The sequence below is a fragment of the Micromonospora sp. RP3T genome (assembly GCF_003027925.1).
Taxonomy (GTDB): domain Bacteria; phylum Actinomycetota; class Actinomycetes; order Mycobacteriales; family Micromonosporaceae; genus Micromonospora.
The window spans coordinates 229,331-253,817 of the sequence record NZ_PYPS01000004.1; the positions used below are offsets into that span (position 1 = coordinate 229,331).

Annotated in this window: 25 protein-coding genes; 15 read left to right on the plus strand and 10 right to left on the minus strand. The window is 72.8% G+C overall.

The genetic code is table 11. The annotated features are described in order from the left end of the window. Positions 1 to 200 precede the first annotated feature (200 nt). On the minus strand, positions 201 to 1,028 hold the full coding sequence (locus C8054_RS05560; RefSeq protein WP_107155627.1) for an MBL fold metallo-hydrolase: 828 nt from the start codon (positions 1,026 to 1,028) through the stop codon (positions 201 to 203). 100 nt (positions 1,029 to 1,128) lie between these two features. On the opposite strand from C8054_RS05560, the gene C8054_RS05565 reads away from it, so the two are divergent. The 11 genes from C8054_RS05565 to C8054_RS05605 all read left to right on the plus strand — a co-directional run bounded on the left by C8054_RS05565 (position 1,129) and on the right by C8054_RS05605 (position 11,384). Then, positions 1,129 to 1,467, plus strand: a complete 339-nt coding sequence (locus C8054_RS05565) for a helix-turn-helix domain-containing protein (RefSeq protein WP_199199552.1) — start codon at positions 1,129 to 1,131, stop codon at positions 1,465 to 1,467. 24 nt (positions 1,468 to 1,491) lie between these two features. Next, positions 1,492 to 1,755: a hypothetical protein gene (locus C8054_RS31665; protein ID WP_146179872.1), complete on the plus strand. Its 264-nt coding sequence runs from the start codon at positions 1,492 to 1,494 to the stop codon at positions 1,753 to 1,755. Positions 1,756 to 1,881: 126 nt separating this feature from the next. Beyond that, entirely contained in the window at positions 1,882 to 3,030 is a 1,149-nt protein-coding gene (locus tag C8054_RS05570) for a helix-turn-helix domain-containing protein (RefSeq protein ID WP_233219505.1), read from the plus strand. 135 nt (positions 3,031 to 3,165) lie between these two features. Further along, positions 3,166 to 3,330, plus strand: a complete 165-nt coding sequence (locus C8054_RS32230; protein ID WP_199199554.1) for a hypothetical protein — start codon at positions 3,166 to 3,168, stop codon at positions 3,328 to 3,330. After that, positions 3,320 to 4,492: a helix-turn-helix domain-containing protein gene (locus tag C8054_RS33175; protein WP_199199556.1), complete on the plus strand. Its 1,173-nt coding sequence runs from the start codon at positions 3,320 to 3,322 to the stop codon at positions 4,490 to 4,492. The genes C8054_RS32230 and C8054_RS33175 overlap by 11 nt, the downstream gene beginning before the upstream one ends. 278 nt (positions 4,493 to 4,770) lie before the next feature. Beyond that, complete coding sequence (gene lanKC / locus C8054_RS05580; RefSeq protein WP_107155629.1) at positions 4,771 to 7,320, plus strand: class III lanthionine synthetase LanKC; 2,550 nt, start codon at positions 4,771 to 4,773, stop codon at positions 7,318 to 7,320. Between the two features lie 63 nt (positions 7,321 to 7,383). Continuing rightward, positions 7,384 to 7,509, plus strand: coding sequence for a SapB/AmfS family lanthipeptide (locus tag C8054_RS05585; protein WP_233219502.1), 126 nt, complete (start codon positions 7,384 to 7,386; stop codon positions 7,507 to 7,509). Positions 7,510 to 7,555: 46 nt separating this feature from the next. Next, complete coding sequence (locus C8054_RS05590) at positions 7,556 to 7,675, plus strand: SapB/AmfS family lanthipeptide (RefSeq protein ID WP_107155630.1); 120 nt, start codon at positions 7,556 to 7,558, stop codon at positions 7,673 to 7,675. A gap of 46 nt (positions 7,676 to 7,721) precedes the next feature. Continuing rightward, positions 7,722 to 7,841, plus strand: a complete 120-nt coding sequence (locus C8054_RS05595) for a SapB/AmfS family lanthipeptide (protein ID WP_107155631.1) — start codon at positions 7,722 to 7,724, stop codon at positions 7,839 to 7,841. A gap of 64 nt (positions 7,842 to 7,905) precedes the next feature. Next, positions 7,906 to 9,573, plus strand: coding sequence for an ABC transporter ATP-binding protein (locus C8054_RS05600; RefSeq protein WP_107155632.1), 1,668 nt, complete (start codon positions 7,906 to 7,908; stop codon positions 9,571 to 9,573). Continuing rightward, positions 9,570 to 11,384, plus strand: a complete 1,815-nt coding sequence (locus C8054_RS05605; RefSeq protein ID WP_107155666.1) for an ABC transporter ATP-binding protein — start codon at positions 9,570 to 9,572, stop codon at positions 11,382 to 11,384. Before C8054_RS05600 ends, C8054_RS05605 begins: the two co-directional genes overlap by 4 nt. Here the strand turns inward: C8054_RS05605 and C8054_RS05610 are convergent. The 3 genes from C8054_RS05610 to C8054_RS05620 all read right to left on the minus strand — a co-directional run bounded on the left by C8054_RS05610 (position 11,280) and on the right by C8054_RS05620 (position 14,133). Next, positions 11,280 to 11,891 (minus strand): response regulator transcription factor, encoded by a 612-nt coding sequence (locus tag C8054_RS05610; protein WP_107155633.1) that lies wholly within the window; start codon positions 11,889 to 11,891, stop codon positions 11,280 to 11,282. The two genes, C8054_RS05605 and C8054_RS05610, sit on opposite strands and share 105 nt — an antisense overlap. A gap of 114 nt (positions 11,892 to 12,005) precedes the next feature. Beyond that, positions 12,006 to 12,638: a response regulator transcription factor gene (locus C8054_RS05615; RefSeq protein ID WP_146179873.1), complete on the minus strand. Its 633-nt coding sequence runs from the start codon at positions 12,636 to 12,638 to the stop codon at positions 12,006 to 12,008. A 103-nt stretch (positions 12,639 to 12,741) separates the two neighbouring features. Continuing rightward, positions 12,742 to 14,133, minus strand: a complete 1,392-nt coding sequence (locus tag C8054_RS05620; RefSeq protein ID WP_107155635.1) for a PLP-dependent aminotransferase family protein — start codon at positions 14,131 to 14,133, stop codon at positions 12,742 to 12,744. Here C8054_RS05620 and C8054_RS05625 point away from each other — a divergent pair. Both C8054_RS05625 and C8054_RS05630 read left to right on the plus strand, forming a co-directional pair. Next, the gene (locus C8054_RS05625) at positions 14,132 to 15,094 is read left to right on the plus strand and encodes a DMT family transporter (RefSeq protein ID WP_107155636.1); all 963 of its coding nucleotides are present in this window, start codon (positions 14,132 to 14,134) and stop codon (positions 15,092 to 15,094) included. The genes C8054_RS05620 and C8054_RS05625 overlap by 2 nt on opposite strands. Before the next feature lie 36 nt (positions 15,095 to 15,130). Then, positions 15,131 to 15,952 carry a CPBP family intramembrane glutamic endopeptidase gene (locus C8054_RS05630; protein ID WP_107155637.1) on the plus strand — a complete coding sequence of 274 codons (822 nt, stop codon included), beginning with the start codon at positions 15,131 to 15,133 and terminating at the stop codon, positions 15,950 to 15,952. Here the strand turns inward: C8054_RS05630 and C8054_RS05635 are convergent. From C8054_RS05635 to C8054_RS05645, 3 genes are read right to left on the minus strand one after another with little or no spacing between them, the layout of a single operon-like run. After that, on the minus strand, positions 15,927 to 16,334 hold the full coding sequence (locus C8054_RS05635; RefSeq protein WP_107155638.1) for an arsenate reductase ArsC: 408 nt from the start codon (positions 16,332 to 16,334) through the stop codon (positions 15,927 to 15,929). The genes C8054_RS05630 and C8054_RS05635 overlap by 26 nt on opposite strands. Beyond that, on the minus strand, positions 16,331 to 17,068 hold the full coding sequence (locus C8054_RS05640; RefSeq protein WP_107155639.1) for an aquaporin: 738 nt from the start codon (positions 17,066 to 17,068) through the stop codon (positions 16,331 to 16,333). Before C8054_RS05640 ends, C8054_RS05635 begins: the two co-directional genes overlap by 4 nt. Further along, a complete protein-coding gene (locus tag C8054_RS05645) occupies positions 17,065 to 17,427 on the minus strand; it encodes a metalloregulator ArsR/SmtB family transcription factor (RefSeq protein ID WP_107155640.1) in 363 nt (120 codons plus the stop codon). The genes C8054_RS05640 and C8054_RS05645 overlap by 4 nt, the downstream gene beginning before the upstream one ends. 80 nt (positions 17,428 to 17,507) lie before the next feature. Between C8054_RS05645 and C8054_RS05650 the strand changes: the two genes are divergently transcribed. Then, complete coding sequence (locus C8054_RS05650) at positions 17,508 to 17,924, plus strand: ArsI/CadI family heavy metal resistance metalloenzyme (RefSeq protein WP_107155641.1); 417 nt, start codon at positions 17,508 to 17,510, stop codon at positions 17,922 to 17,924. A 110-nt stretch (positions 17,925 to 18,034) separates the two neighbouring features. On the opposite strand, the gene C8054_RS05655 is transcribed toward C8054_RS05650, so the two are convergent. Together C8054_RS05655 and C8054_RS05660 are read right to left on the minus strand one after the other, a co-directional pair. After that, positions 18,035 to 20,308 carry a tetratricopeptide repeat protein gene (locus tag C8054_RS05655; protein ID WP_158273810.1) on the minus strand — a complete coding sequence of 758 codons (2,274 nt, stop codon included), beginning with the start codon at positions 20,306 to 20,308 and terminating at the stop codon, positions 18,035 to 18,037. Between the two features lie 92 nt (positions 20,309 to 20,400). Further along, positions 20,401 to 20,688, minus strand: coding sequence for a hypothetical protein (locus tag C8054_RS05660; protein ID WP_107155643.1), 288 nt, complete (start codon positions 20,686 to 20,688; stop codon positions 20,401 to 20,403). Positions 20,689 to 20,985: 297 nt separating this feature from the next. Between C8054_RS05660 and C8054_RS05665 the strand changes: the two genes are divergently transcribed. Further along, positions 20,986 to 22,551 (plus strand): polysaccharide lyase family 1 protein, encoded by a 1,566-nt coding sequence (locus C8054_RS05665; protein ID WP_107155644.1) that lies wholly within the window; start codon positions 20,986 to 20,988, stop codon positions 22,549 to 22,551. 49 nt (positions 22,552 to 22,600) lie between these two features. On the opposite strand, the gene C8054_RS05670 is transcribed toward C8054_RS05665, so the two are convergent. Continuing rightward, positions 22,601 to 24,328: a cellulose binding domain-containing protein gene (locus C8054_RS05670; RefSeq protein WP_107155645.1), complete on the minus strand. Its 1,728-nt coding sequence runs from the start codon at positions 24,326 to 24,328 to the stop codon at positions 22,601 to 22,603. Positions 24,329 to 24,487: the final 159 nt, after the last annotated feature.

Here is a 24,487-nt window from a genome sequence, read left to right on the forward strand (position 1 = left end):
CGAAAACGCAATAGATACTGATCGGTACGGCTGCGTCAGAAATCCGCTCAATAATATTGCCGGCCGTTGTTCGGACGACAGGAATCGCCCTTTTAAGGAGAGATTTTTGGTCTCATGGCGTCAGTTGAATCGGCGTGCGGCAGCCTGACGGCAATTGTCTGGGCTGGCGGGATAATTCGGGAGTGCGCGCGAGACCCGCCCTAGCCTGCGGCGTACCGCTGGAACTCCCACGGGTCGTGCGCCGGCACCACCCGGACGTCGGCGGGGTGGTCCCGGACGACCCGGCGCAACCGGTCCAGGTTGGCCAGCCGGAGATCCCGGTCGGTCTCGACGGAGGCCTGGAGCTGGTCCATCGCCGGCGGGGTCGGCCCGGGCTCGGGACTCATCTCGTTCTGGTGGAAGTACGCGTCACCCGCGTGCACCAGCCAGCCGTCCTCGGCGCGTACCGCCACGGCGGTGTGGCCGGGGGTGTGCCCGGCGAACGGGATGAGCAGGATGTCCGCGGCCAGCCCGGTCGCCCGGCGCACCCCCGCGAAGTCGTACCAATGGTCGCCCCCGGCGGTGGAGTAGGTGACCCAGTCCGGCCGATGGGCGAGATGGGCCGCCGGATAGTGGCCGCCGGCCGGTGCCGCCGCGAGTTCGTCCGCCGAGACGTGCACCCGGGCGTGCGGAAAGTCCGGCAGTCCGCCCGTGTGGTCCTGGTGCAGGTGGGTGAGCAGCACGTGCCGTACGTCGGTGGGTGCGAAGCCGAGTCCGACGACCTGGGCGATCGCCGTTTCGGCTGGGTCGAGAACCGGCCGGGCCCAATGGCGGAAGTTCGGGTCGAGGGTCTGCTCCGGCGTCGCCACATCGGGCCGACCGAAGCCCGTCTCCACCAGTACCAGCCCGTCGGTGTCGGTCTCGACGAGCAGGCAGTGACACACGGCCGGTAGCGGCTTGTGGTCGGCACTGCCGGACGGGTCGGTGCCGGACCGTGCGACCGGCTCGACCGCGACCATCGAGCCGCAGTTGAGGTGGTGTACGCGCATGATGGAACCTCCATGTTCTGGGGCGGACGCCGTCGCGTCCGGCTCGACGCTAGGAGGGGGTTTCGTGGCTCACCAAACAGTTGGTCACGGTGGTGTCGGGGTGCTGAGCGGCTGCCCCGCGGCGGCTGCCGAGCCGGATCCGTCCTGCCCGATCGAGATCACCCTGGCCGTGCTGAAGGGCCGGTGGACGCCGCTGGTGTTCGGGGAGTTCCTGAGCGGCGAGCGCACCTACTCCGAGCTGTCCCGCGCCCTGCCCGCCCTGTCCGACAAGGTGCTCTCGGAGCGGCTCGCCCAGTTGACCTCGGCAGGTGTGCTCGAACGCCGCCGCACACCCGGCTGGCCGGTTCGGGTCACCTATGAGTTGACCGAACGCGGTCGGGCCCTGGTCCCGGTGCTCGCGGCGATGCGGCACTGGGGCGCCGAGGCCATCCCGAGCTGACACAACGCCGGAAGGTTGATCATCATGACCTGGCTCTGGATCGCCTGTGGCACATCACTGCCGCTCGCCGCCACGTCAGCCGTCGTCCTCCTACGGCGCCGACGCCGGATGGCCGATGCCGAGCCGGGGCGGGACGCGGTGGCGCGCCGGGCACGGCGGGCAATGGCCGAGATGGACAACCGTCGTCGGCGTTCCGGCAGAGGCACGATCCGCGGTGCCGGCGGCGGTGGTGACAGGACAACGATGTACGACGCGGCGTACGGCTCGGACACCTCCGCCGGGGCCTAGCGGGGGAGCGGGCCGCATGCGTGTACCGTCCGCTATGACAACCTGCCGCAGCGTGTTCGGGCTGAATTCTCCTGTCGTATCGGAGCGCCGCTGATGCCTCGTCGTCCGATCCCCGCCGATCCGTCGATCGGTGACCGCATCCGCGCCCGCCGGGAGCTGCGCGGTTGGAGCATCCGGTACGCGGCCAGCCGCGCCGGCATCTCGCACACGTCCTGGTCCCGGATCGAGCGGGGTCAGCAGCGCACCGACCGGTACATGATCGTGGACCTTGCCGCCGCGCTGGAGTGTTCGGCGGTTGACCTGACCGGGCAGGCGTACACCCCGGCGGATCGGCAGATCGACGCCGCCCGCATCGATGCCGAACGGGTGTGGCGGGCCATGATGGACACATCCATGGACGTACGCTCCGATACCACGGCCACGGTCGAGCAGGTGAACCGCGAGGCGACCCTGGTGCGGGACCTGTACGCGCGGTGCGACTACGCGGGCGCGCTGCGGCGGCTCGTCGATCTGGTGCCGGCGATGCACGGGCTGGCCGATCGTCGGGCCGCGTTGACGGAGATGGTGCCGGTGTACGGCGTCGCGATGGGCGCGCTTCTGAACGTGAGTTACCCGGCGCATGCCTGGCTGGCGGCGGAGCGGTGCGCCGAGGCGGCCGGGCTGCTCGACGACCCGGTCGCGGTCGGCGTGGCGGCGGCCAACCGGGCGCGGGTGTCCGCCTACTCGGGGGCGTACCGGCCGGCGCGGGCGTGGTGCGAAGCGGCGGCGGCCGACCTCGCGGGCAGCGCGGCGCAGGGAGCGTTGGACGTGCTGGGGTTCCTGCACCTCGCGCGAGCACTGCACCTGGCCGGCCTACGTGATCGGGCCGGCGCGGAGGAACATCTCGCCGAGGCAGCGCTGATCGCGGCGCACACCGGGGAGACGGACGGCTGGGATCTCGCCTGGGGGCCACGGAACGTGGCGCTGTGGCAAATGGCGTTCCTGCTCGACACGGGTCGTCCGGAGGCGGCCATGGCGACGGCTGCCGGAGTCGACCTGACCGGCCTGCCTGCGGTCCGGCAGGTGTACTTCTGGCTCGACATGGGGCGTGCTGCCGAGGCGGTCGGCCGGGATCGTGAGGCGGTGCGGATGCTGCTCGCGGCCGAGCGTACCGGCCCACAACATGCCCGCTCGTCGGTCGCGGCCCGCGAAACGGCGCGGTCGTTGCTGCGCCGGGGGGCGGCATCACCGGAACTGCGGGGCCTCTGTGAACGAATGAGTCTCACGACGCAGTAGTGGTGCGTAGGCGTTCCAGACGATCCGCACACGATACGTAGCGTCCCGATCACAGGGATGCGGCGATCCGATCGCGTCTCCTTCCGGCGCGACGGTGGCGAGCCCAGCGCCGCGCCCTCGTCGAAGGGACCATCAATGGGCAACCGACGTGATCAGGGCGAACACCGAGGCGAGCGGGCGGAGGCCGCCGAGCGGGAAGCGGCGCGGCAACGGATCATCGCGCAGGCCGAGGCGGACCGAACACCCGTCGAGGACACCACCCGCGCGGTGCCGGACCGGCGGTGGCGTCGTGACCGGTGAGCGGGTGCCGATCGGCCGACGCGTCGCCTACCTGCGGGTGCGCCGCAAGCTCTCCCAGCAGACGTTCGCCGACCGGCTGGGCAAGTCGAAGAGCTGGGTCGACAAGGTGGAGCGCGGCGTACGGTCGCTGGAACGGCTGTCCACGATCCGCGAGGTCGCGGCGGTGCTGCGGGTCGACGCGGCGACGCTGCTCGGCCACGACGCCCGGCCCGCCGAGGTGGCCGAGCGCGACGAGGGCGTGGCGCGCATCCGGGCCGCCCTGTCCACGTACGGGATGACGGCCGGTCGGGACGCGTCGCCGGACCGGTTGGCTCAGGCCGTGGCGCACGCCTGGGACACCTACCGGCACGCCCGCTATCCGCAGCTCATGGAGCAGCTTCCGGCACTGCTGACCGACGTGCAACGCGGGCAGGCGCGGGATCCGCGGGCGGGCCGGGCGGTGGTGGTGGACGCGTACCGGGTGGCGGCGGCGCTGCTGACCAAGCTGGACGAGGCGAGTCTCGGGTGGCTGGCCGCCGACCGGGCGATGGCGGCAGCGGCGGGGGACCGGGTCCTGTTGGCCTGCGCGGCGGTGCAGCTCGGGCCGGTGTTACGGGCGTCGGCTCGGGCCCGGTCGGTGCTGATGGCCGCCGCGTACCGGGTCGCGCCGCGTGACAGCGATTCGGGTACGCCGCAGGAGCTGTCGCTGTGCGGGACGCTGCTGGCGCAGGCGGCGTTGACGGCGGCGCGGGCTGGCGACGGGCGTGTCGCCGGTGACCTGTTGGACGAGGCGGCGGAGATGGCCGCCCGGGTGGGCGACGGTCACGACCATTGTCGGACCGCGTTCGGGCCGGCGGCGGTGGACGTGGCGCGGGTGGTCGCCGCCGTGGAACGGGGCGACGGTGCGGAGGCGGTGGCCCGGCACGAGGCGGCGATCGCGGGGGACGGGTGGCGGTGGCTGCCGCTGGAGCATCGCGCCGCGCATCTGGTGGACGCCGCGCGGGCGTACCTCATGGTGGGTGACGCCGAGCGCGCGGCGAAGGCCCTGGCCCGGGCGGAGCGCCTCGCGCCGGCCGAGATCCGCCACCGCCCCACAGCGCGCGCCCTGCTCGCGCAGGTCACCGGCCACCCGGGTGCCGCCGCGCGGCTCGCCTCCCTCGCCCGGCCGTCCGCGATCGACTGATCCGCCGGCCCCGGCGGGCATCCGAGATCTTGGAGAGAAACGGCCCCGGGAGGGGCGCTTTCCTTCCAAGATCTCTCTCCGGTTCCCGCATGTGGGACGGCGGGGCTGGTCGGGCGCGCTCCGGGACTGGTCACGCGGTATTCGTGAGTTCAAACTCCGCTGTTGTCACGACTTCCGAGGGTGAAACTCATCGGTCGGTCGTGACTTGTCGCACTGGGCCCGTGCCTCCGCCATCCGCAGGATTGACGTCAACCGATCAGCCGGTGGAGGCAACCGAAATGGACGAACGGTACGACTCGTACTGCGCGGTCGATCCGCTCTTCTACGACTCGCTGGCCGGCACCACGGCCGACGCGGACGCCTACCCGACCGGCCCGGTGCCGGACGGCTGGGAGTGCGAGGTCAAGGACGACTGGCTGATCCACGGCCCGGTCGGCGGGACCCTCCCCGCGCAGGGCTGGAAGATCCACGTGTCGGCCCGGCTCGACAACGCGGAGCGCGTGCTGGCCCGGGTGGCGGACTACTGCCGGCCCCGTGGCATCGCGTTCAAGCACCTGCGCGGCCCGCGGCTGCTGCTCATGCGCAACAGCAAGTACGCCCGGCGCGGCGCCAGCGGGAAGTTCGTCACCGTCTACCCGCGTGACGACGCCGAGCTGGAGCTGACCGCCAAGGAACTCGCCGACCTGCTCGACGGCGAGACCGGGCCGTACATCCTCAGCGACCTGCGCTACGGCGACGGCCCGGTGTACCTGCGCTACGGCGGTTTCGCCGCCCGCTACTGCGTCTCCAGCGACGGGCAGACGGTGCCGGCGATCGAGGACGCGGACGGCGTCCTGGTGCCCGACCGGCGGGACCCGGTGTTCCACGTGCCGGAGTGGGTGACGCTGCCCGACTTCCTCGCCCCGCACCTGGCCGCCCGCAACGCGGCGACGACGACGGACCTGCCGTACCGGATCGAGAAGGTGATCCACTTCTCGAACGGCGGCGGACTCTACGTGGCCCGCGACACGCGTACCGACCAGCGGGTGGTGCTCAAGGAGGCCCGGCCGCACGCCGGACTGGACGCCACCGGCGCCGACGCGGTCACCCGGCTGCGCCGCGAGGCGCAGACGCTGCGCCGGCTGGCCGACGTGCCGCACCTGGTACGGGTGCACGACGAGTTCGAGTTCGGCGGGCACGAGTTCCTCGCCCTGGCCTTCGTCGAGGGTCGGCCGCTCAACCAGGTGGTGGTCGAGCGGTACCCGCTGGTGCACCTCGACGCCGACCGGGCCGACTACACCCGCTGGGCGCTCGACGTGCACCGCCAGGTCGCCGAGGCGGTCGCCGCCATCCACGCGCACGGCGTCGTCTACGGCGATCTGCACATGTTCAACATCATGGTCGGCGACGACGGCGCGGTGACGCTCATCGACTTCGAGGTCGCCGCCGACGTCGCCGAGGCGACCCGGCCCGCGCTGCGCAACCAGGCGTTCGCCGCGCCGCGCGACCGCACCGGCGTCGACGTCGACAGGTACGCGCTGGCCTGCCTGCGGCTCGCGCTGTTCCTGCCGCTGACCGCGATGCTGCGGCTGTCTCCGGCCAAGGCGGCGCACCTGGCCGACGTGGTCGCCGAGAACTTCCCGGTGCCGCGCGAGCTGCTCGACGAGGCAGTCGACGTGATCGTCGGCGGACCCGCGCCGGACCTGCGCCGCGCCGTCACGATCGACCCGGACGACTGGCCCGGCCTGCGCGACCGGCTCGCCGAGGCGATCACCGCCAGCGCCACACCGGAGCGCGACGACCGGCTCTACCCCGGCGACATCCGCCAGTTCGCCGGCGGCGACGGCGGGCTCAACCTGGCGTACGGCGCGGCCGGGGTGCTCTGGGCGCTGCACGTCAGCGGCGCCGGCACCGACCCCGCACACGAGCGGTGGCTGATCGACCGGGTACGCGAACCGGCCTCCGGCAGCCGCCTCGGGTTCTGGGACGGGCTGCACGGCATCGCGTACGTGTTGGAGCTGCTCGGCCACCGGGACGAGGCGCTGCGCCTGCTCGACCTCTGCCTCGACCAGCCCTGGACCGAGGTGCGCGACGACCTGACCGGCGGACTACCCGGGATCGCGTTGAACCTGGCCCACTTCGCCGCGCTCACCGGCGAGCACCGGTACGCCGACGCCGCCCGGCGGGCCGTCGACGTGGTGGTCGGCCGGCTCGGCGACGTCGAATCGGTCGCCGAGATCAGCGGCGGGCGACATCCGTACGCCGGGTTGGCCCGGGGCGGCGCCGGCGTGGCGCTGATGCTCATGCGGATGTACGAGCGGTCCGGCGACGCCGACCTGCTCGACCACGCGCGTACCGCGCTGCGTCAGGACCTGCGTCGTTGCGTCCGCCGCGACGCCGGGCACCTGGAGGTCAACGAGGGCTGGCGGACCATGCCCTACCTGGCCGAGGGGAGCGTCGGCATCGGGCTGGTGCTCGACCAGTACCTGCGCCACCGGCCCGACGACGCGCTGCGCGACGAGGTGACAGCGATCCGCCGTGCCGCCGACTCCCCGTTCTACGCCCAGTCCGGCCTCTTCGCCGGCCGCGCGGGGATCGTCGTGTACCTCGCCGAGCGTGGCGACCGGGACGCGGCCCGGCAGCAGGCCGGACTGCTCGGCTGGCACGCCCTGCCGTACCGGGATCGCCCCGCCTTCCCGGGCGACCAGCTCCTGCGCCTCTCCATGGACCTGGCCACCGGCACCGCCGGGGTGCTCGCCGCGCTCGCCGCGACCCGGCCGGACAACCCGCTCCACCTGCCGTTCCTGACCCCGCTGCCGGACGCGACGCGCGTCGCGGGCACGGACTGAACGGCTCACCGACCCCCCGGTTTCCCCGGGGCGACCCGTACCGACGTGACCGGAAGGAGGTGAATGGACATGGCCCTGCTCGACCTCCAGGGGATGGAGCTGCCGGCCGCCGAGCGCACCGGCGGTGGCAGCCGCGCCAGCCTGCTGCTCTGCGGCGACAGCTCGCTGAGCGTCACCACCTGCAACTGACCCACCCCATCATCCACCACGTCAGACGAGAGAAAGAGGACGTGACATGGCTCTGCTCGACCTCCAGGGAATGGAACTGCCGGCCACCGAGCGCACCGGCGGTGGCAGCCGCGCCAGCCTGCTGCTCTGCGGCGACAGCTCGCTGAGCGTCACCACCTGCAACTGACCCACCCCATCATCCACCACGTCAGACGAGAGAAAGAGGACGCGACATGGCTCTGCTCGACCTCCAGGCGATGGAACTCCCGGCCACCGAGCGCACCGGCGGCGGTAGCGGCGCCAGCCTGCTGCTCTGCGGCGACAGCTCGCTGAGCGTCACCACCTGCAACTGACGATCAGTCGCTTGGCCCCGGGCCGGCTCGCGCCGGTCCGGGGCCCGCGCCCGTGGGAGGCCCGATGACCCCCGCCGACCGGCTCGCGTTGCGTGCCGTGGCGTTCGCCGGCTGGTGGACGCCGGTGCTGGCGGTGCTCGCCGTGACCGAGGCGGCGGCCCAGCTCGCGCTTCCCGCCGTGCTGGGGCGGGCGGTGGACGCCGCCGTCGACGCCGCGCCGCAGTCCCCGCCCGGCCGGTGGCTCGCGGTGGTCGTCGCCCTGGTGCTGGTGCTGATCGGCGCGCGGGCGGCCCACGACTACGGCACCGGCGCGGCCGGTGCCCGCTCGGTCGCCGCGCTGCGGCACGCCCTGGTCCGCCACCTCTTCGCCCTCGATCCGCGCACGGTGGGCCGCCGGCCGGTGGGTGACCTGGTCGGCCGGTTGGTGGGGCAGGTCGCCGACGCCGGGCAGGCCGCTCCGACGGCCGTCCTGGCCGGCAGCGTGCTGCTGCCACCGCTGGGCAGCCTGGTCGCGCTCGCCCTGATCGATCCCTGGCTCGGCCTGACGTTCGTGTGTGGCCTGGTGCTCCTGGCCGTGCTGCTGCGCCGGTTCGTCAGCGAGGCGTCCGGCGCGGTCGCCGGCTACCAGCGGGCCCAGGGAGACCTGGCCGGGCGGCTGGTCGAGGCGCTCGCCGGCGCACGGACGATCGCCGCGGCCGGCACCGCCGGCCACGAGGTCGAGCGGGTCCTCGCACCGCTGCCCGAGCTGCGCCGGCACGGCCTGCGCACCTGGCGGGTGCTCGCCGGCGCGGCGGCCCGGGCCGCCCTGCTGAACCCGCTGCTGCAACTGGCTGTCGTCGCCGTCGGCGGTTGGTCCCTGTCCGCCGGCCGGCTGACCCCCGGTGAGCTGCTCGCCGCCCTCCAGTACGCCGCGATCGGCGCCGGGCTGGGCGCCGCGATCGCCGCCGTCAACACCGCCGTGCGGGTCCGCGCCGGCTGCGGTCGGGCCGCCGAGATCCTCGACGAGCCGCCCCGCCCGCCCGGCGGCCGGGACCTGCCGCCCGGGTCGGGCCGGCTGGAGCTGAGCGGTGTGGAGGTCCGCGACGACGACGGGCGTCCGCTGCTCGACCGGGTCGACCTGCGGGTGCCCGGCGGCACGCTCCTCGCCGTGGTCGGGCCGTCCGGCGCCGGCAAGTCGCTGCTCGCGGCCGTCGCGGGCCGGCTGCGTGACCCGGACGCCGGCGAGGTACGCCTGGACGGCGTGCCGCTGCCGGAGTTGACGCCGACCGCGCTGGGCCGGGCGGTCGGCTACGGTTTCGAGCGGCCGGTGCTGGTCGGTGACACGGTCGGCGCGGCGGTGGGCTGCGGCGGCGACCCGGTGCCGCTGGCCCGCGCCGCCGAGGTCGACGACGTGGTGCAGCGGCTGCCCGAGCGTTACCGCACCCCGCTGGCCGGGCTCGCGCTCTCCGGCGGCGAGCGGCAGCGCCTCGGGTTGGCCCGCGCGCTGCGCGCCGAACGGCTGCTGATCCTCGACGATGCCACGTCCAGCCTGGACACGGTGACCGAGCACCGGGTGGTGGACACGCTCACCGGCCGCGACGACAGGCGTACGCGGGTGGTGGTGAGCCACCGGGTCGGCACCGCGGCCCGCGCCGACCTGGTGGCCTGGGTGGACGGTGGCCGGGTACGCGCGGTCGCCCCGCACCGGGAGTTGTGGGCCGACCCGGCGTACCGGGCGGTGTTCCGGTCGTGACCACCGTCGGCGCGGTGGTCCGCGCGGAGTTGTCCACGCGACGCCGTCCGCTGCTGCGGCTGGCCGGCTGGTCGCTGGCCGAGGCGCTGCCGGCCGCGTTGAGCGGCCTGCTGACCGCCCGGGCCGTGGACGGCGGCTTCCTCGCCGGCCGGCCCGGTGTCGGGCTGCTCTGGTTGGGCCTGCTGGCGCTCGCGGTGCTGGTCGGCGCGCTCGGCACCCGGCAGGCGTACGGGCTGCTGGGCGACGTGGTGGAGCCGTTCCGGGACGACCTGCTGCGGCGGGTCGTCGCGGGCACGCTGGCCGGCGCGGGCGACGGACGGGGCGACGACGCGGCGGTGACCCGGCTGACCCACCAGGTGGAGATGGTCCGGGACACCTGGGCCGGCCTGCTGATGGTGGTCCGGGGCTTCGTGTTCGCCGCCGGCGCGGCCGTGATCGGCCTCTTTTCCCTGGCGGTCCCGGTCGCGCTGCTGGTGACCGTGCCGGTCCTCGCCGGCCTGCTGCTCTTCGTCGCGGCGTTGCCGGCGATGGTGGCCCGGCAACGCGACTACGTCCGGGCCGGTGAGCGGCTCGGCCGGGACGCGGTGGTCGCGGTGGGCGGCCATCGTGACGTCCTGGTCAGCGGCACCGGGGACCGGGTCGTCGACTGGCTCGGTGGTCACGTCGACGCGCAGGCGCGGGTGGAGCGGCGGCTGGCGACCATGGCCGCCGCGCGCAGCCTGAGTCTGGCCGTCGGCGGGTGGCTGCCGGTGCCGGTGCTGCTGCTGGCCGCGCCGTGGCTGCTCGGGCGCGGTCTCGGGGCGGGCGCGCTGCTCGGCGCGCTGGTCTACGTCGTGCACGGCATCCAGCCGGCGCTGCACACGCTGTTCCAGGGGGTGGCGGCCGGCGGCCTGCGCTTCGTGGTCACCCTCGACCGGCTGCTGCGCACCTGCGTACCACCGGGGGAGAGCGGCGTGGCGACGGCGGCGGCGCCGCCCGACCCGGCCGCGCCCGCGCTGTCGCTGCGGGCGGTGACGTTCCGGTACGGGCCGCACGCCGCGCCGGTGCTCGACGGCTTCGACCTGACGGTGCCGGCCGGCGACCACCTGGCGATCGTCGGCGCGAGCGGGATCGGCAAGTCCACGCTGGCGGGGCTGATGGCCGGCGTGCTGCGCCCCGACTCGGGCACGGTCCGCGTCGCGGGCACGCCGACCGGCGCGGCGACGCCGGCCGAGCTGGCCGCCCGCCGGGTGCTGATCCCGCAGGAAGCGTACGTGTTCACCGGCACGGTCCGGGACAACGTCCGCTACCTGCGGCCCGACCTGGACGACGCGACGGTCCGCCGGGCGGTGGACCGGCTGGGCCTGGCCGAGCTGGTGGCCCGGCTCGGTGGCCTCGACGCGACGCTGCGGCCGGCGGGGTTGTCCGCCGGGGAGCGCCAGCAGGTGGCGCTGCTGCGGGCCTGGCTGTCGCCGGCGCCGTTGCTCATCCTCGACGAGGCGACCTGCCACCTGGACCCGGCCACCGAGGCGCGCCTGGAACTGGCGTTCGCCGCCCGGCCCGGCACCCTCGTGGTGATCGCGCACCGGATCAGTTCGGCGGTGCGGGCCCGGCGCGTGCTGCTGCTCGACGGCGGGCAGGCCCACCTGGACAGTCACCACGGGCTGCTGGCCGGTTCGGCGGCGTACCGGGAGATGGTGGGTTACTGGGAGGGCGCTGGCGACCGGTCAGATCCAGCAGGCCTCCCGGGCGGTCCGCACCGCCTCCCAGCGGGTCCGGGCGCCGGTCTTGGCCATGATGTGGGACAGGTGGTTGCGGACCGTACCCGGTGAGACGCCCAGCTTCTGGGCGACCTCGCGGACCGGCAGGCCCTCGGCGACCACGTCCAGCACCTCCCGCTCCCGGGGGGTCAACGGATTGTCGGCCATCTCGAGGGCGGCCACGACCAGGTCCGGGTCGAGCACGACCTGACCGTCGGCGATCTGCCTGACCCCCTCGGCGATCCGGTCGGGCGGCACATCGTGGTTGAGGAAGCCGATCCAGCCGCGATGCTCGGCGAGCATCGCGCGCAGCCGCCCCGCCCGCCGCTGGTCCACCAGCACCAGCAGCCGGCCGCCGTGGCTGCCGTCGGCGGCGGCGGCGAGCCGGGCGAGCTGGTTCACCGGTACGACGTCGACGTCGACCACCGTGACGTCGGGGCGTTCGCCGAGCAGCGCGACCCGGACGGCGTGGGGAGTGTCCGCCTCAGCGACCACATCGATGTCGCCCTGGGCGGTCAGCAGGTGGGCGAGCGCGCCCCGGACCAGCCGTCCCTTGAGCGCGAGCAGCGTGCGGACCATGTCGACTCCCTGCCATGACCCCCGTCTTTCTGACCTATCGTGAACAACTGATAACCAGCCGTCAGGAATCTTATTTAAGTCACTGTGCCGACGACACCAGGTGTCGGCCTGTTGTCAGATCCAGCCGGCCTCCTGGGCGCGTTGCACCGCCTCCCAGCGGTTCCGGCCGCCGGTCTTGCGCAGCAGGCTGGACAGATGGTTGCGGACCGTCCCGGGCGCGAGGTGCAGCACCGCGGCGATCTCCCGGCTGGGCAGACCCTTCGCGGCGGTGGCGGCCACCTCCCGCTCCCGCTCGCTCAGCGGGTTGACCACGGTGTCCAGCGCGGCGACGGCGGTCAGCGGGTCGATCGCGCGGCGACCCTGCGCGACGGTCCGCAACTGGGCGAGCATCTCCTCCGGTGGCACGTCCTTGGCGACTACCCCGCGCACGCACAGGTGCAGCACCAGTTGCAGCACCCGGGCGCTCGGCCGGTTCGTCAGCACCACGACCGCGCAGTCCGGCGCGGCGGCGCGCAGCGCCGCGACCACCGTCGCCGGCTCGTCCTCCGGGTTGAGGTCGAGCAACGCCAGGTCGGCGCGGCGGCACAGGTCGCCGGCGTCCGTGTCGCCCTCGGCCACCACCTCGAAGTCGGCCGCCGCCGCGACCACCCCGGCCACGAGCGTCCGGCACAGGCCGGGTGCGCCGAGCACGGCGACCCGGACCGCTGGTGTCGGACCGGTTACCGATTCGCTAAGAGTATCGTTCACGGGACTACTGTGCCCGACACACCGTAACCGGTCACCCCCTGTGCTGTACGTTTCCGGCGCGATCCCGCCATGTGGTTGCCGCCGATCATGGCGGAGCCGGCCCTCAGCGTGCGAGTGCGACGGCCAACCGGCGGACCGCCTCGTCCATCATCTCCGGCCGGGCGGCGGCGTAGGTGAGGCGCAGGTGCGGGGCGGGCGGTTCGGCGGCGTACCAGGGGCGTCCGGGAAACACGGTGACCCCCTCGGCGGCGGCCCGCGCGGTCACCGCGACGTCGTCGGCGCCGTCCGGCAACCGGACCCACAGGTGCAGGCCGCCGCGGGGGACGTCGGGCGGGGTCAGCGCCGGCAGGTGGCGGTCCAGCGCCGCGAGCAGCGCGTCCCGGCGGGCCCGCAGCTCCTTGCGCAGCGTACGGCGGTGCCGGTCCCAGGCCGGCGCGGCGAGGAACTCCAACGCGGCCTGTTGCAGCGGCCCGGCCACGAAGAAGTCGTCGAGCAGCCGGGCGGCGCGCAGGCGCTCCCCAACCGGCCCGCGCGCGCCCAGCGCGGCGATCCGCAGGCCGGGCGCGGCCGGCTTGGTCAGCGAGCGCAGGTAGACCACGTGCCCGTCCGGGTCGTCGGCGGCCAACGGTGGCGGCGCCTCGCCGTCGATGGTCAGGTCCCGCGCGTAGTCGTCCTCGACCAGGAACGCGCCGGCCTCGCGGATCGCGGTCGCCACCTCGGCCCGCCGGGCGGGGCTGAGCGTCGCGCCGTGCGGGTTGGCGTGCAACGGCTGGCAGTAGAACAACCGGGCGCCGGTGCGGGCGAACGAGGCGGCGAGCTGGTCGGGGCGGACCCCGTCGGTGTCGGCGGGCACCGGCACCACCCGCAGCCCGGCGGCGTGCGCGGTGGCCAGCGCGCCCAGGTAGGTGGGGGACTCGACGAGCAGCGTGTCGCCGGGCACGGTGAGCGCCCGCAGGGTGGACGCGAGCGCGGCCTGCCCGCCCGGGCAGATCACCACGTCCTCGGCGCGCAGGCCGCCGCCGGCCTCCCGGGCGAACCAGGCCCGCAGGTCGCTCCGCCCCTCGACCGGGCCGCGTTGCCACGCCGCCGGGTGGCGGGCCGCGCGGGCGAGCGCCGCGCCGAGCGCGGCGGCCGGCTGGAGTTCCGCGTCCAGGTAGCCGCCGGTCAACGGGATGGCCCCGGCCGGCGGCAACGCCAGGAGCGCCTGCATCTCCTCGCCGCCGGAGCGCCGGGAGCCCAACGCGACGGTCTGCCAGGACAGGTCCGGGCGGGGCGGCTCGACGCGCCGGGACGCCACGAACGCGCCCCGCCCCGCCCGCGTCTCGACCAGCCCCTCCGCGACGAGCCGCCGGGTCGCCTCGGCGACCGTCACCGGGGAGGCGTGGTGGTGGGCGGTCAGCTCCCGCACCGACGGCAGCCGCGTCCCGGGCGCGGCGGCCCGCACCAGCGTACGCAGGTGATGGACAACGCGGTCGGTAGCGCTACCATCATTCATGACGGAACAGAGTAGCGCTACTGACACCACGACGGTAACGGCCAGGCCGGGCGCCGGCATCGGGCTCGGCGCGCTGGGCGTGCTGGCGTTCAGCATGTCGCTCCCGGCCACCCGCGTCGCCGTGCACACGCTCGACCCGTGGTTCGTCGCGTTCGGACGGGCCGTCGGCGCGGCGCTGCTCGCGGCGGCGTACCTTCGCCTGACCCGGGCCCCGCGCCCCACCCCGGGCCAGTGGCGGCGACTGGCCGTCGTCGCGCTCGGCGTGGTCGTCGGCTTCCCGCTGTTCACGTCGCTCGCGCTCACCACGCAGACCTCCGCGCACGGCGCGGTCGTCGTCACCGTGCTGCCCGCCATGACGGCGGTCTTCGCGGTGCTGCGGGCCGGCGAACGACCGCCACCGCTGTTCTGGCTCGCCAGTGCCGCCGGGCTGGCGCTGGTGCTCGCGTTCCTCGCCACCGGCGGTTCGATGCGCGGCACGCTCTCCCTGGCGGACCTGTTCCTGCTCGCCGCCGTCGTGCTGTGCGGCCTCGGGTACGCCGAGGGCGGCGTGCTGGCCCGTCAGCTCGGTGGCGCCCGGACGATCTGCTGGGCGTTGCTGCTCTCGCTGCCGGTCACGATCCCGGTCACGGCGGTGGCCGCCGCCGCCCATCCGCCGCGGGACGGTGCCGCCGGCTGGACCGCGTTCGGCTACCTCACGCTGGTCTCGATGTTCCTCGGCTTCTTCGCCTGGTACGCCGGGCTGGCCCGGGGCGGCATCGCCAAGGTGGGGCAGATCCAGCTCGTCCAGCCGGTGCTCACGCTGCTCTGGTCGGCGCTGCTGCTCGGCGAGGCGATCACCCCGGCCACCGTCGCCGTGGCCGGGGCGGTGCTGGCCTGCGTGGTGCTCATCCAACGCACCCGGGGCGCCGTCCGCCCCCGCGACTACACCCCGCCCCACCCCGAACAGGCCGTCCAGCGGTAGTGCCCGCGCCGCCGTCCTGATGATCAGCTCAGGGGCATGTCACATCGCGTACGGGGCATCGTCGTCTTCCTGGCCATCGCGTTCGGCGGCACCTGGCCGTACCTCTTCCTCGCCCGGTCGGTGCTGGGCTGGTCACTGGTGGACCCGCTGGTCCAACTGCCGGTGGCGATGATGCCGGCGATCGGGGCCGTGGTGGTGCGCCGGTGGGTCACCCGGGAGGGGTTCGCCGACGCGGGGCTGCGGTTGCGGCTGCGGAGCGCGTGGCGACACTGGCTGATCGCCTGGTTCGCGCCGCTGGCCGTCACGTTCCTCGCCTTCGGCTGCGCCGCCGCGTCGGGGTGGTGGCGGCCGGACCTGTCCCCGGTGGGTGGGCCGGGCGGCGTCGCGCTGCTGCTGATCCTGCAACTGGTGACGACGCCGGTCTACTGGGGGGAGGAGTTCGGCTGGACCAGCTTCCTCTGGCCCCGCCTGCTGCCGGGCCGGCCCCGTGCGTCGGTGCTCGCGACCGGGCTCGTCTGGGCGGTCTGGCACTACCCGCTGGCCTATCTCGGGTACGCCGAGTTTCCCGACCACACCGTGAGCATGGCGCTCTGGACGCTGATGTTCGTGCTGTTCCAGGTGATGCTGTGCTGGCTCTACGCCCGGACCGGTTCGGTGTGGGCCACCAGCCTGGCGCACGCCGGGAACAACATGGTGGCGGGCCTGCTCGTCGAGCGGGTGTTCGGCGAGCTGGGGGCAGTGCGGAACATGATCTGTGTCGACGTCGCGCTGGCGCTGGTGTGCGTGCCGTTGCTGTGCTCCGCCGCGTTCCGGCCCCGGCCGGTGGGGTCGGCTACGCCGGGGCGTCGAGGCTGCTGATCAGGTGCGCCACCCGCTGCCGGATCTCGTCGCGGACCTGACGGACGACGTCCAGCGACCGGCCGGCCGGATCGGTGAGCTGCCAGTCCTCGTAGCGTTTGCCGGGGAACACCGGGCAGGCGTCGCCGCACCCCATGGTGACGATGACGTCGCTGGCCTCGGCGGCGTCCCAGGTGAGCCGGGCCGGGGTCCGGTCGGTGATGTCGATGCCGACCTCGCGCATGGCCTCGACGGCGACCGGGTTGATCCGGTCGGCGGGCTCGCTGCCGGCGGAGCGCACCTCGACGGCGTCCCCGGCGAGGTGGCGCAGCCAGCCGGCGGCCATCTGGGAGCGGCCGGCGTTGTGGACGCAGACGAACAGGACGGTGGGTTTGTGACTCATCGGGCTTCGGTCTCCGAGGTGAGGTGGGGCACGACCACGGCGTCGGCGGTTTCGCCGGCGTGGGGGTACCAGAGGGCGAGCGCGGCGACGGCGACCAGGCCGCCGACGATCTGGGCGACCACGAAGCCGGGCACCGAGGCCGGGGCGATGCCGGCGAACGTGTCCGAGAACGCCCGGCCGACCGTGACGGCCGGGTTGGCGAACGAGGTCGACGACGTGAACCAGTAGGCCGCGCCGATGTACGCCCCGACCGCGGCCGGCGCGGCGGCGGTGCGGCCGGAGCGGGCCAGCGCGAAGATCAGCAGGACCAGGCCGGCGGTGGCGACCACCTCGGCCAGCCACAGGTGCCCGCCACCCCGGTCGGTGCGGGACCAGGCCACCGCCGGCAGGTCGAACATCAGGTGGGCGAGGACGGCGCCGGCTGTCGCGCCGGCTGTCTGGGCGATCGCGTACGCGGCGAGGTCGCGCCCGGTCAGGCCGGTGCCGGCGCGGCGGCCCAGCCACCAGTCGACGGCGGAGACGACCGGGTTGAGGTGCGCGCCGGAGACCGGGCCGAACGTCAGGATGAGCGCGCCCAGGGCGAGGGCGGTGGCGATCGCGTTCTCCAGCAGTTGCAGCCCGGTGTCGGTGGGGGACAGTCGGGTGGCGGCGACGCCCGAGCCGATGACGGCGGTGACCAGCAGCGCGGTGCCGGCGAATTCGGCCGATGCCCGCCGGGACAGGGGGAGGCTCACGCCGGGCGCCCCTCGCCGGCGGCGGCCGTGATCTCCAGCAGCGCGCCGAGCTGCCGGAGCGCCTCGGGCCGGACGCGGTACCAGACCCAGGTCCCACGCCGGTCGGCATCGACCAGGCCGGCCTCGCGGAGAACCTTGAGGTGGTGCGAGATGGTCGGCCCGGACAGGTCGAAGGCCGGGGTGAGATCGCAGACGCAGATCTCCGGCACCGAGGCGATCATCGACATCAGTCGCAGCCGGATCGGGTCACCCAGCGCCTTGAACAGGGGCGCGATCACTGCGGCCTGATCGGGCCCCAGGGGGCGGGCCGCGATCGGGGCGCAGCAGGCGGCCACGTCCGGGTCCGCTTGTTTTGACATGCGTCTAGCTTGACAGACATCAAAACAGCCGGCAACCTGGGGGCTGCTTCGACAGTCATCTAGGCAAGGAGAAGGTCATCGTGTCCCGAGTCCAGCTCGCCCTGCGCGTGTCCGACCTCGAAGGCTCCGTCGCGTTCTACGCCAAGCTGTTCGGCGTCGAGCCGGCCAAGCGCCGCCCCGGCTACGCCAACTTCGCCATCGAGAACCCGCCCCTGAAGCTCGTCCTGCTCGAAGGGGAGGCCGAGCAGCCCACCGCGCTGGACCACCTGGGCGTCGAGGTGCCCAGCACCGACGAGGTCGACGCCGCCACCCGTCGCCTGACCGACTCCGGCCTCGTCACGCTGGCCGAGAACGACACCGAGTGCTGCTACGCGTTGCAGGACAAGGTCTGGGTGCGTGGCCCCGGCGACGAGCGCTGGGAGGTCTACACCGTCAAGGCCGACTCGCCGCGGCTGGAGAAGCCCGCCGAGAACGCCTGCTGCGCCCCCGCCGCCTAGGAGCGGTGCCCGGCGGTCGGACGGTCCTTGACCTGATCCGACAGGTCAAGGACGCCCGACGAATCCCGCTCCTCCGTCAGGTGGCTCCGGGACCACCACGGGCGGATCCGTCACCGGCGTCCTGCTTTTCGGCGCCTCGGGCCACGTCGCACGCCTCGTGGTTCCCGGAGCGCGCGCTCGGTGTTCGCGCGCACCGAGCGGGTGAGGGCATGATTCTCGCCCAGAACTCGGCGGCAGCAGTTGAGCGCCTGCTCGAACAGGGGTACGGCCTGTTTCAGATTCCCTGCTGACTGGTAGGCGATGGCGAGGTTGTTGAGTGAGATGAAGGTGTCGGGGTGGTCCTCGCCCAGCACCCGACGGCGTCTGGTGAGCGTCTCCCTGAGCAGCGGGATCGCGTGCCCGACGTGGCCCGCCCGCTGGTAGGCGCTGGCGAGGTTGTTGACTGAGGTGAGGGTGTCGGGGTGGTCCTCGCCCAACACCCGGCGGCAATCCGTGAGCACCCCTTGAAACAGGTCGATCGCGGCTTCCAGGTGTCCCGCTGTCTGGTAGGTGCTGGCGAGATTGTTCGCCGAGGTGAGCGTCCTCGGATGGTCCTCGCCGAGTATCCGACGGCGATCGGTGAGCACCTTTTTGAACAGGGCGAACGCCTTTTCGAGGTCGCCCGCCGCGTGGTAGGCGTAACCGAGGTTGTTGACCGAGTTCAGGGTGTCGGGGTGGTCTTCGCCCAGTACCCGACGGCGGTCGGTGAGCGCCTTCCTGAACAGGGGGATGGCTCGTTCCAGGTCGCCTGACGCGTGGTAGGCGTGGGCGAGATTGTTCACCGACGTGAAGGTCTTCGGATGGTCGTCGCCCAGTACCCGACGGCGGTCGACGAGGACCTGCTCGCACAGGAGGATCGCCCGCTCCAGGTCGCCGGCCTTCTGATGGGCGCTGGCGAGATTGTCCATCGAGGCCAGCGTGTCCGGGTGATCGTCGCGGAGAACCCGGCGGCAGTCGGCGAGCGCTCGTTCCAGGTAGGCGGTCGCCCGGGGGAGGTCGCCCTGGTCCACGAGGAACATCCCGGCGAGATTGAGCAGGAACGCTTCGATGTTGACCAGTTCGGCATCCGACGACGGGTTGCGGGGATGGATCACGACGGCCGCTTCCAGGTGCGGGAGCACGGCACGCCAGCGAGGCCATGACGCGGGGTCGTCGTGGCCGGACGGCAGGGCGTCATGCAGCCTGGCCACCGCTTCCCCGCGGGCGTCCGCGATGTCAGCCGGCTGGCGGTGGGCGCTGTCCTCGTCGGGGACCCGGGCGACAGCCTGCACCAGGCGGTGCACGGTGATCTCTCCCGTGCTCGCGTCGACGGTGATCATGTTGTACGCGGCGAGCCGCCCGATTGCCCGGTTGACCGCCGGCCTGCTCGTTCCGTCGAGAGCATCGATCAACATCCGCGGAATCGGCTCCGAGGCATACCAGGCCAGCAGACGCAGCAACCGTCCCGGCAGCGGGTCGTCGGCCAACGCGTCGAGGGTCACCTGCCAGACCCGGGCGACCGTTCGATGCCCGGCCCGGCCTTCTTCGCCGTCGCGGAAGAGGTCGGCCGGATACCGCGCCAGCAGGCCCAGGTACTCGCCCGCCCCCGTGCCGGTCTGTGCCATGTAGGCCCCGGCCTGCTCCACCGCCAACGGCAGACACCCCAACTCGACGCAGAGAGCTCGCGCGTCGGCCTCGTCCACGGCCACGCCGCCATGAGCGGCGACCCGGGTCAGCAAGGCGGCCGCCTCGTCGAGGTCGAGTACGTCCAGCCGCAGTCTCGTCACCAACTGCGGCCATCCCGTCGCCCGGCGACTGGTGACCACGATCCGTCCCTGCGGCAACCGCCTCACCAGATCCGTCATGTCGGCCGGATCGGTCACGTTGTCGAGCACCAGCAGCCAGCCGTCGTGCGAGGCCAGCCACCGTACCGCCCACTCGCGCAACACCGTGGCCGGCATCAGCGCCGACAGCCCCGGCCGTAGCCCGCCGGCCAGCGCCACCAGCCCCGCGTCCACACCGGTCGGGCTGTCCGCCGTGATCCACCAGATCGGCCGGAACCTGCCCTCGTGCTGGGCTGCCCACCGTGCCACGAGTGTGCTCTTGCCGATTCCGCCGAGCCCGTGCACCGCCTGCACCACCACGACGCCCGGCTCCGCGGCGGTGGTGTCCAGCCGCTTCAGCTCCTCCGCACGCCCCACGAACACCTCGTGCCGCCCCGGCAGGTTGGTCAACCCGGCCGGCGCGGGGACCAGCTCCGGCGCCACCAGTGCCTCGGGCGGCACCACGGTCGCGTGATCGACAGTGGTCTGCAGATTGATCGCGAAGTCACCGGTGGAAGCGATGCCGGAGACGTCACCGCGCACCGAGACGTCCCGCGAGGCCGCCCCCGGAACGAGCGGCCCGGTCACCGGCACGGAACCCGCGGAACGCGGCCGGCGGTCCCCGAACGGCCACCTCATCGCCGCTGGACGTTCCGTGCGTTGTCCCCGGTCGAGACGATGCCGCTGATCTCGCCGGTGGTCACCGACCGGTCACCGGTCGCCCCGGGAGTTGTCTTCGGCGGCGACGGCGCGGACGACGACGGAGCGGACACGGCGGCAGCGATGGCCACCACCAGGCTGGCCACCCCGGCCAGCCAACTCGCGACCTCCACGCCACGCAGGCCGAACACCACGGCAGTCGTCGCCAACCCGGTGGCGACCGCCGAACCCACCCCGATGATCACCCATCGTCGCGTCCGCACGATCCCATTGTGGAGCTGACGCCCGGGCCCGGGCCACTACCGGGAGCGACGAGGTCGGAAACCTGACCGGTCCCCGGCGTCCCCGAGCTGGTGCAAAAAACCTGCAAACGCCAGCTCTTGCCCTCAGCGAAAGCGCTTTCTTACGATTGCGTCACATCGATGTTTCATTCGCGGGCCGGGCGCCGCGAATGGAGGGTATCCGCTGGTGGCACGCCTGATCGTGTCGCCGGAACTCACCTTTTCCTGTTCGGCGGCAGCCGGTCGATCCGGCATGCGCGAAAACGAATCGAGGCGTCCATGGAACGACCAGTCACACGGCGACTTCAGGCCACGTTGGCCACCGCGGCGGTGGGGATCGCGGTCGCCGTGGCCATGCCGACCCCGCAGGCGTCGGCGGCGGCCGGGACCGCCACCGGCTTCGCGACCCAGAACGGCGGGACCACCGGCGGCGCGGGCGGGCAGACGGTGCGCGCCACCACCGGGACCGCGATCCACGCCGCGCTCTGCAACCGGGCCAGCAGCAGCACCCCGATCATCATCGAGGTCTCCGGGACCATCAACCACGGCAACACCACAAAGGTCTCGGGTTCGAGCTGCAACACCGCGGCCGGCGTGATCGAGTTGAAGCAGATCAGCAACGTCACCATCATCGGGGTGGGCGGCGGCGCCGTCTTCGATCAGCTCGGCATCCACATCCGTGACTCCCGCAACATCATCATCCAGAACGTCACGGTGCGGAACGTCAAGAAGTCGGGCTCGCCCACCTCCAACGGCGGCGACGCCATCGGCATGGAGAGCACGGTCCGCAACGTCTGGGTCGACCACGTCACGCTGGAGGCGTCCGGCGGGGAGGCGGAGGGCTTCGACGGCCTCTTCGACATGAAGGACGACACCCAGTACGTGACGCTGTCCTACAGCATCCTGCGCAACTCCGGCCGCGGCGGGCTCATCGGCTCCAGCGAGAGCGACCGGTCGAACAGCTTCATCACGTTCGACCACAACCTCTACGAGAACATCGACTCCCGCACGCCGCTGCTGCGCGGCGGTGTCGCGCACATGTACAACAACCACTACACCGGGCTGCACGAGTCCGGCATCAACTCCCGCGCCGGCGCCCGGGCCAAGGTGGAGAACAACTACTTCCGCAACTCCAAGGACGTGCTCGGCACGTTCTACACCAACGAGCGCGGCAGCTGGCAGGTCGGCGGCAACATCTTCGACAACGTGACCTGGTCGGCCCCGGGCAACGAGAACTACCCGGCCGGGCCGAACCCGACGTCCACCACCACGGTCGCCATCCCCTACTCGTACCGCCTCGACGGGGCGAGCTGCGTGCCGGACATCGTCCGCCAGACGGCGGGCGCCAACACCGGCCTGCGGACGTCGGACGGCAACTGCACCCCGCAGTCCCCGCCGCCCACCACGCCGGCGCCGACCACGCCCGCGCCGACCACCCCGCCGCCGACGACCACCAGTCCGCCGCCGCCCAGCGGGACCAACCTGAGCCTCGCGTCCGGCGCCGGCGCGGACGGTTCCAGCAAGGCCGACGGCACCAGCTACGGCAACGTGCGCGACGCCGACCTCGGCACCTGGTGGTCGCCGTCCGGTTCGACCGGCACCATCTCGATCAAGTGGGGCTCCGCCACCCGGGTGTCCCGGGTGATCATCCGGGAACCGTCCGGCACCCAGGGTTCGATCGGGTCCTGGCAGCTCGTCAACAACGACACCGGTGCGGTTCTCGCCTCGGGGAGCGGAGCGGGTGCGATCAGCTTCGCCGCCACGTCGCTCCAGAAGATCAACTTCAGGATCACCAGCTCGAACGGTACGCCGAGGGTCGGCGAGTTCGAGACGTACGCGAGCTGAACCCCGCGTGGGGGCGGGAGCGGTGATGCCGCTCCCGCCCCCACCGTTCTCAGAGGGTCAGCACCACCGTGGAGATGCTGCGGGCGCCGACGTTCACGGAGACCTGGTTCCCGTTCACGCCGACCGACTGGCTCGCCGCGCTCGCGTTCTGCGAGGTGGCAACGTACTCCGCCTTCGACACGTTCTGCGGCGCCTGGATGACGGCGTTGTTCACCGCGCTGGTCGAGCGGTTCAGGATGACCAGCGTGACCTTGCCGTCGCCCTGGTAGGCAGTCACCTCCAGCGGGGACGCCTTCGAACTCTTCGTCAGAGCGACCCGCTGGTAGCCCGGACGGACGTACTTGGCGAACTGCGAGAACGCGTACCCGCGCTTCAGCGGCGCGCCCGCCGTCGTGCCGTACGCGGCCTCGCCGTCACCGATGAACGAGTAGTAGCGCTTGCCGTACCACCAGACGTAGGCGCTCCAGTTGGACTCCATCGACTTGTGCACGGTGCGCATGATGTCGTCCAGCGTCTCGTTCCAGGCCGCCGCGTTGCTCGGGTTGCCCCAGATGTTGGAGCCGCTGCCGTCGGCCTCGTGCAGGTTCCACTCGGTCATCCACACCGGCTTGTTGTACTGCTGGGCCAGCGTGTACGGCTTCAGCCGGCCGGACGCCTCGGTGCCGTAGAGGTGCCCGCCGATGTAACCGATGTTGTTGCGGGCCGCCGCGTCGTTCAGCGTCGGGTCGGTGTAGCTGTAGTTCAGGTTCACCGCCTCGGCGACCATCAGCTTCGTGTTCTGCACCTTCGCGCCCTGTTCGCGCACGAAGGTCTGCAACTCGGTGCCGCTCCAGTCCATCGAGTCGTAGTCCGGGTGCCAGTCCGGCTCGTTCTGCACCGAGGTGACGTCGATGGTGACGCCCTGGTTGCGCATGTACTGGACGTAGCTGTTGAGGTGGTTGGCGTAGTCGTCGTAGTAGTCGGTCTTCAACTTGCCGCCGTTGGTCCGGCTGTTGTTCGTCTTCCAGGCCGCCGGCGCCGTCCAGGGCGACGCCATGATCTTCACGTTCGACCCGTACGACTTGGCCGTCTTCAGCGCGCTGACCTGCGTTCCCCACTCGCTCGACACCGGCGACAGGCCGGTGCGCACGATGGACAGGCCGAGCTGGTTGGGGCCCAATCCGACGAGCGTCTGCGTCTCCGCCGTCGACCACGCGCCACCCCAGATCGACACCGCCGCGCCGAACCCGTCCACGGTCTGGTACTTCGTGGCGGTGTTCACCGTGATGTCCGCCGGCCCGTTCGGGGGCGGCGTGGACGGCGACGACGTCGGCGTCGGCGTCGGGGTGGGTGAGCTGGTCGGCGACGTGGTCGGGGCGGTGCCGCCGGTGCAGGTGACCCCGTTCAGCGCGAAGCTGGTGGGGGCCGGGTTGCTGCTGGTCCACGCGCCGTTGAAGCCGAACGACGCGGTGCCGTTGGTGGGGATGGAACCGTTGTAGTCGACGTTCTTGGCGGTGACGTTCGCGCCGCTCTGGGTGACCGTGGCGCTCCACGCCTGGGTGACGGTCTGACCGGCACCGTAGGACCAGGTGAGCGTCCAGCCCGAGACCGGGTCGCCGAGGTTGGTGATGGTGACGTTGGCGCCGAAGCCGCCCTGCCACTGCGACGCCACCGCGTAGTTCACCGAACAACCGGCGGCGGCGGCCCCGGCCGGCATCGCCACGGCGGCCGCCGCCGAGGCGAGCAGCACCGTGCCGGCCGTCACCAGCGCGGTACGGGGCAGTCTGAGTTTCCTCATCGAATCTCTCCTCGTCCGACTAGCGCTGCAGCGTCAGCAGACCCGGCCGGTACGGCAGCAGGCCGTAGTCGCCGCCGGAGTTGGTGGCCCGACCCTGGTAGAGCAGTTGGAGGTTGCAGGGGTCGACGGTGAACGTCTGGTCGGCGGTGGTGCGGATCA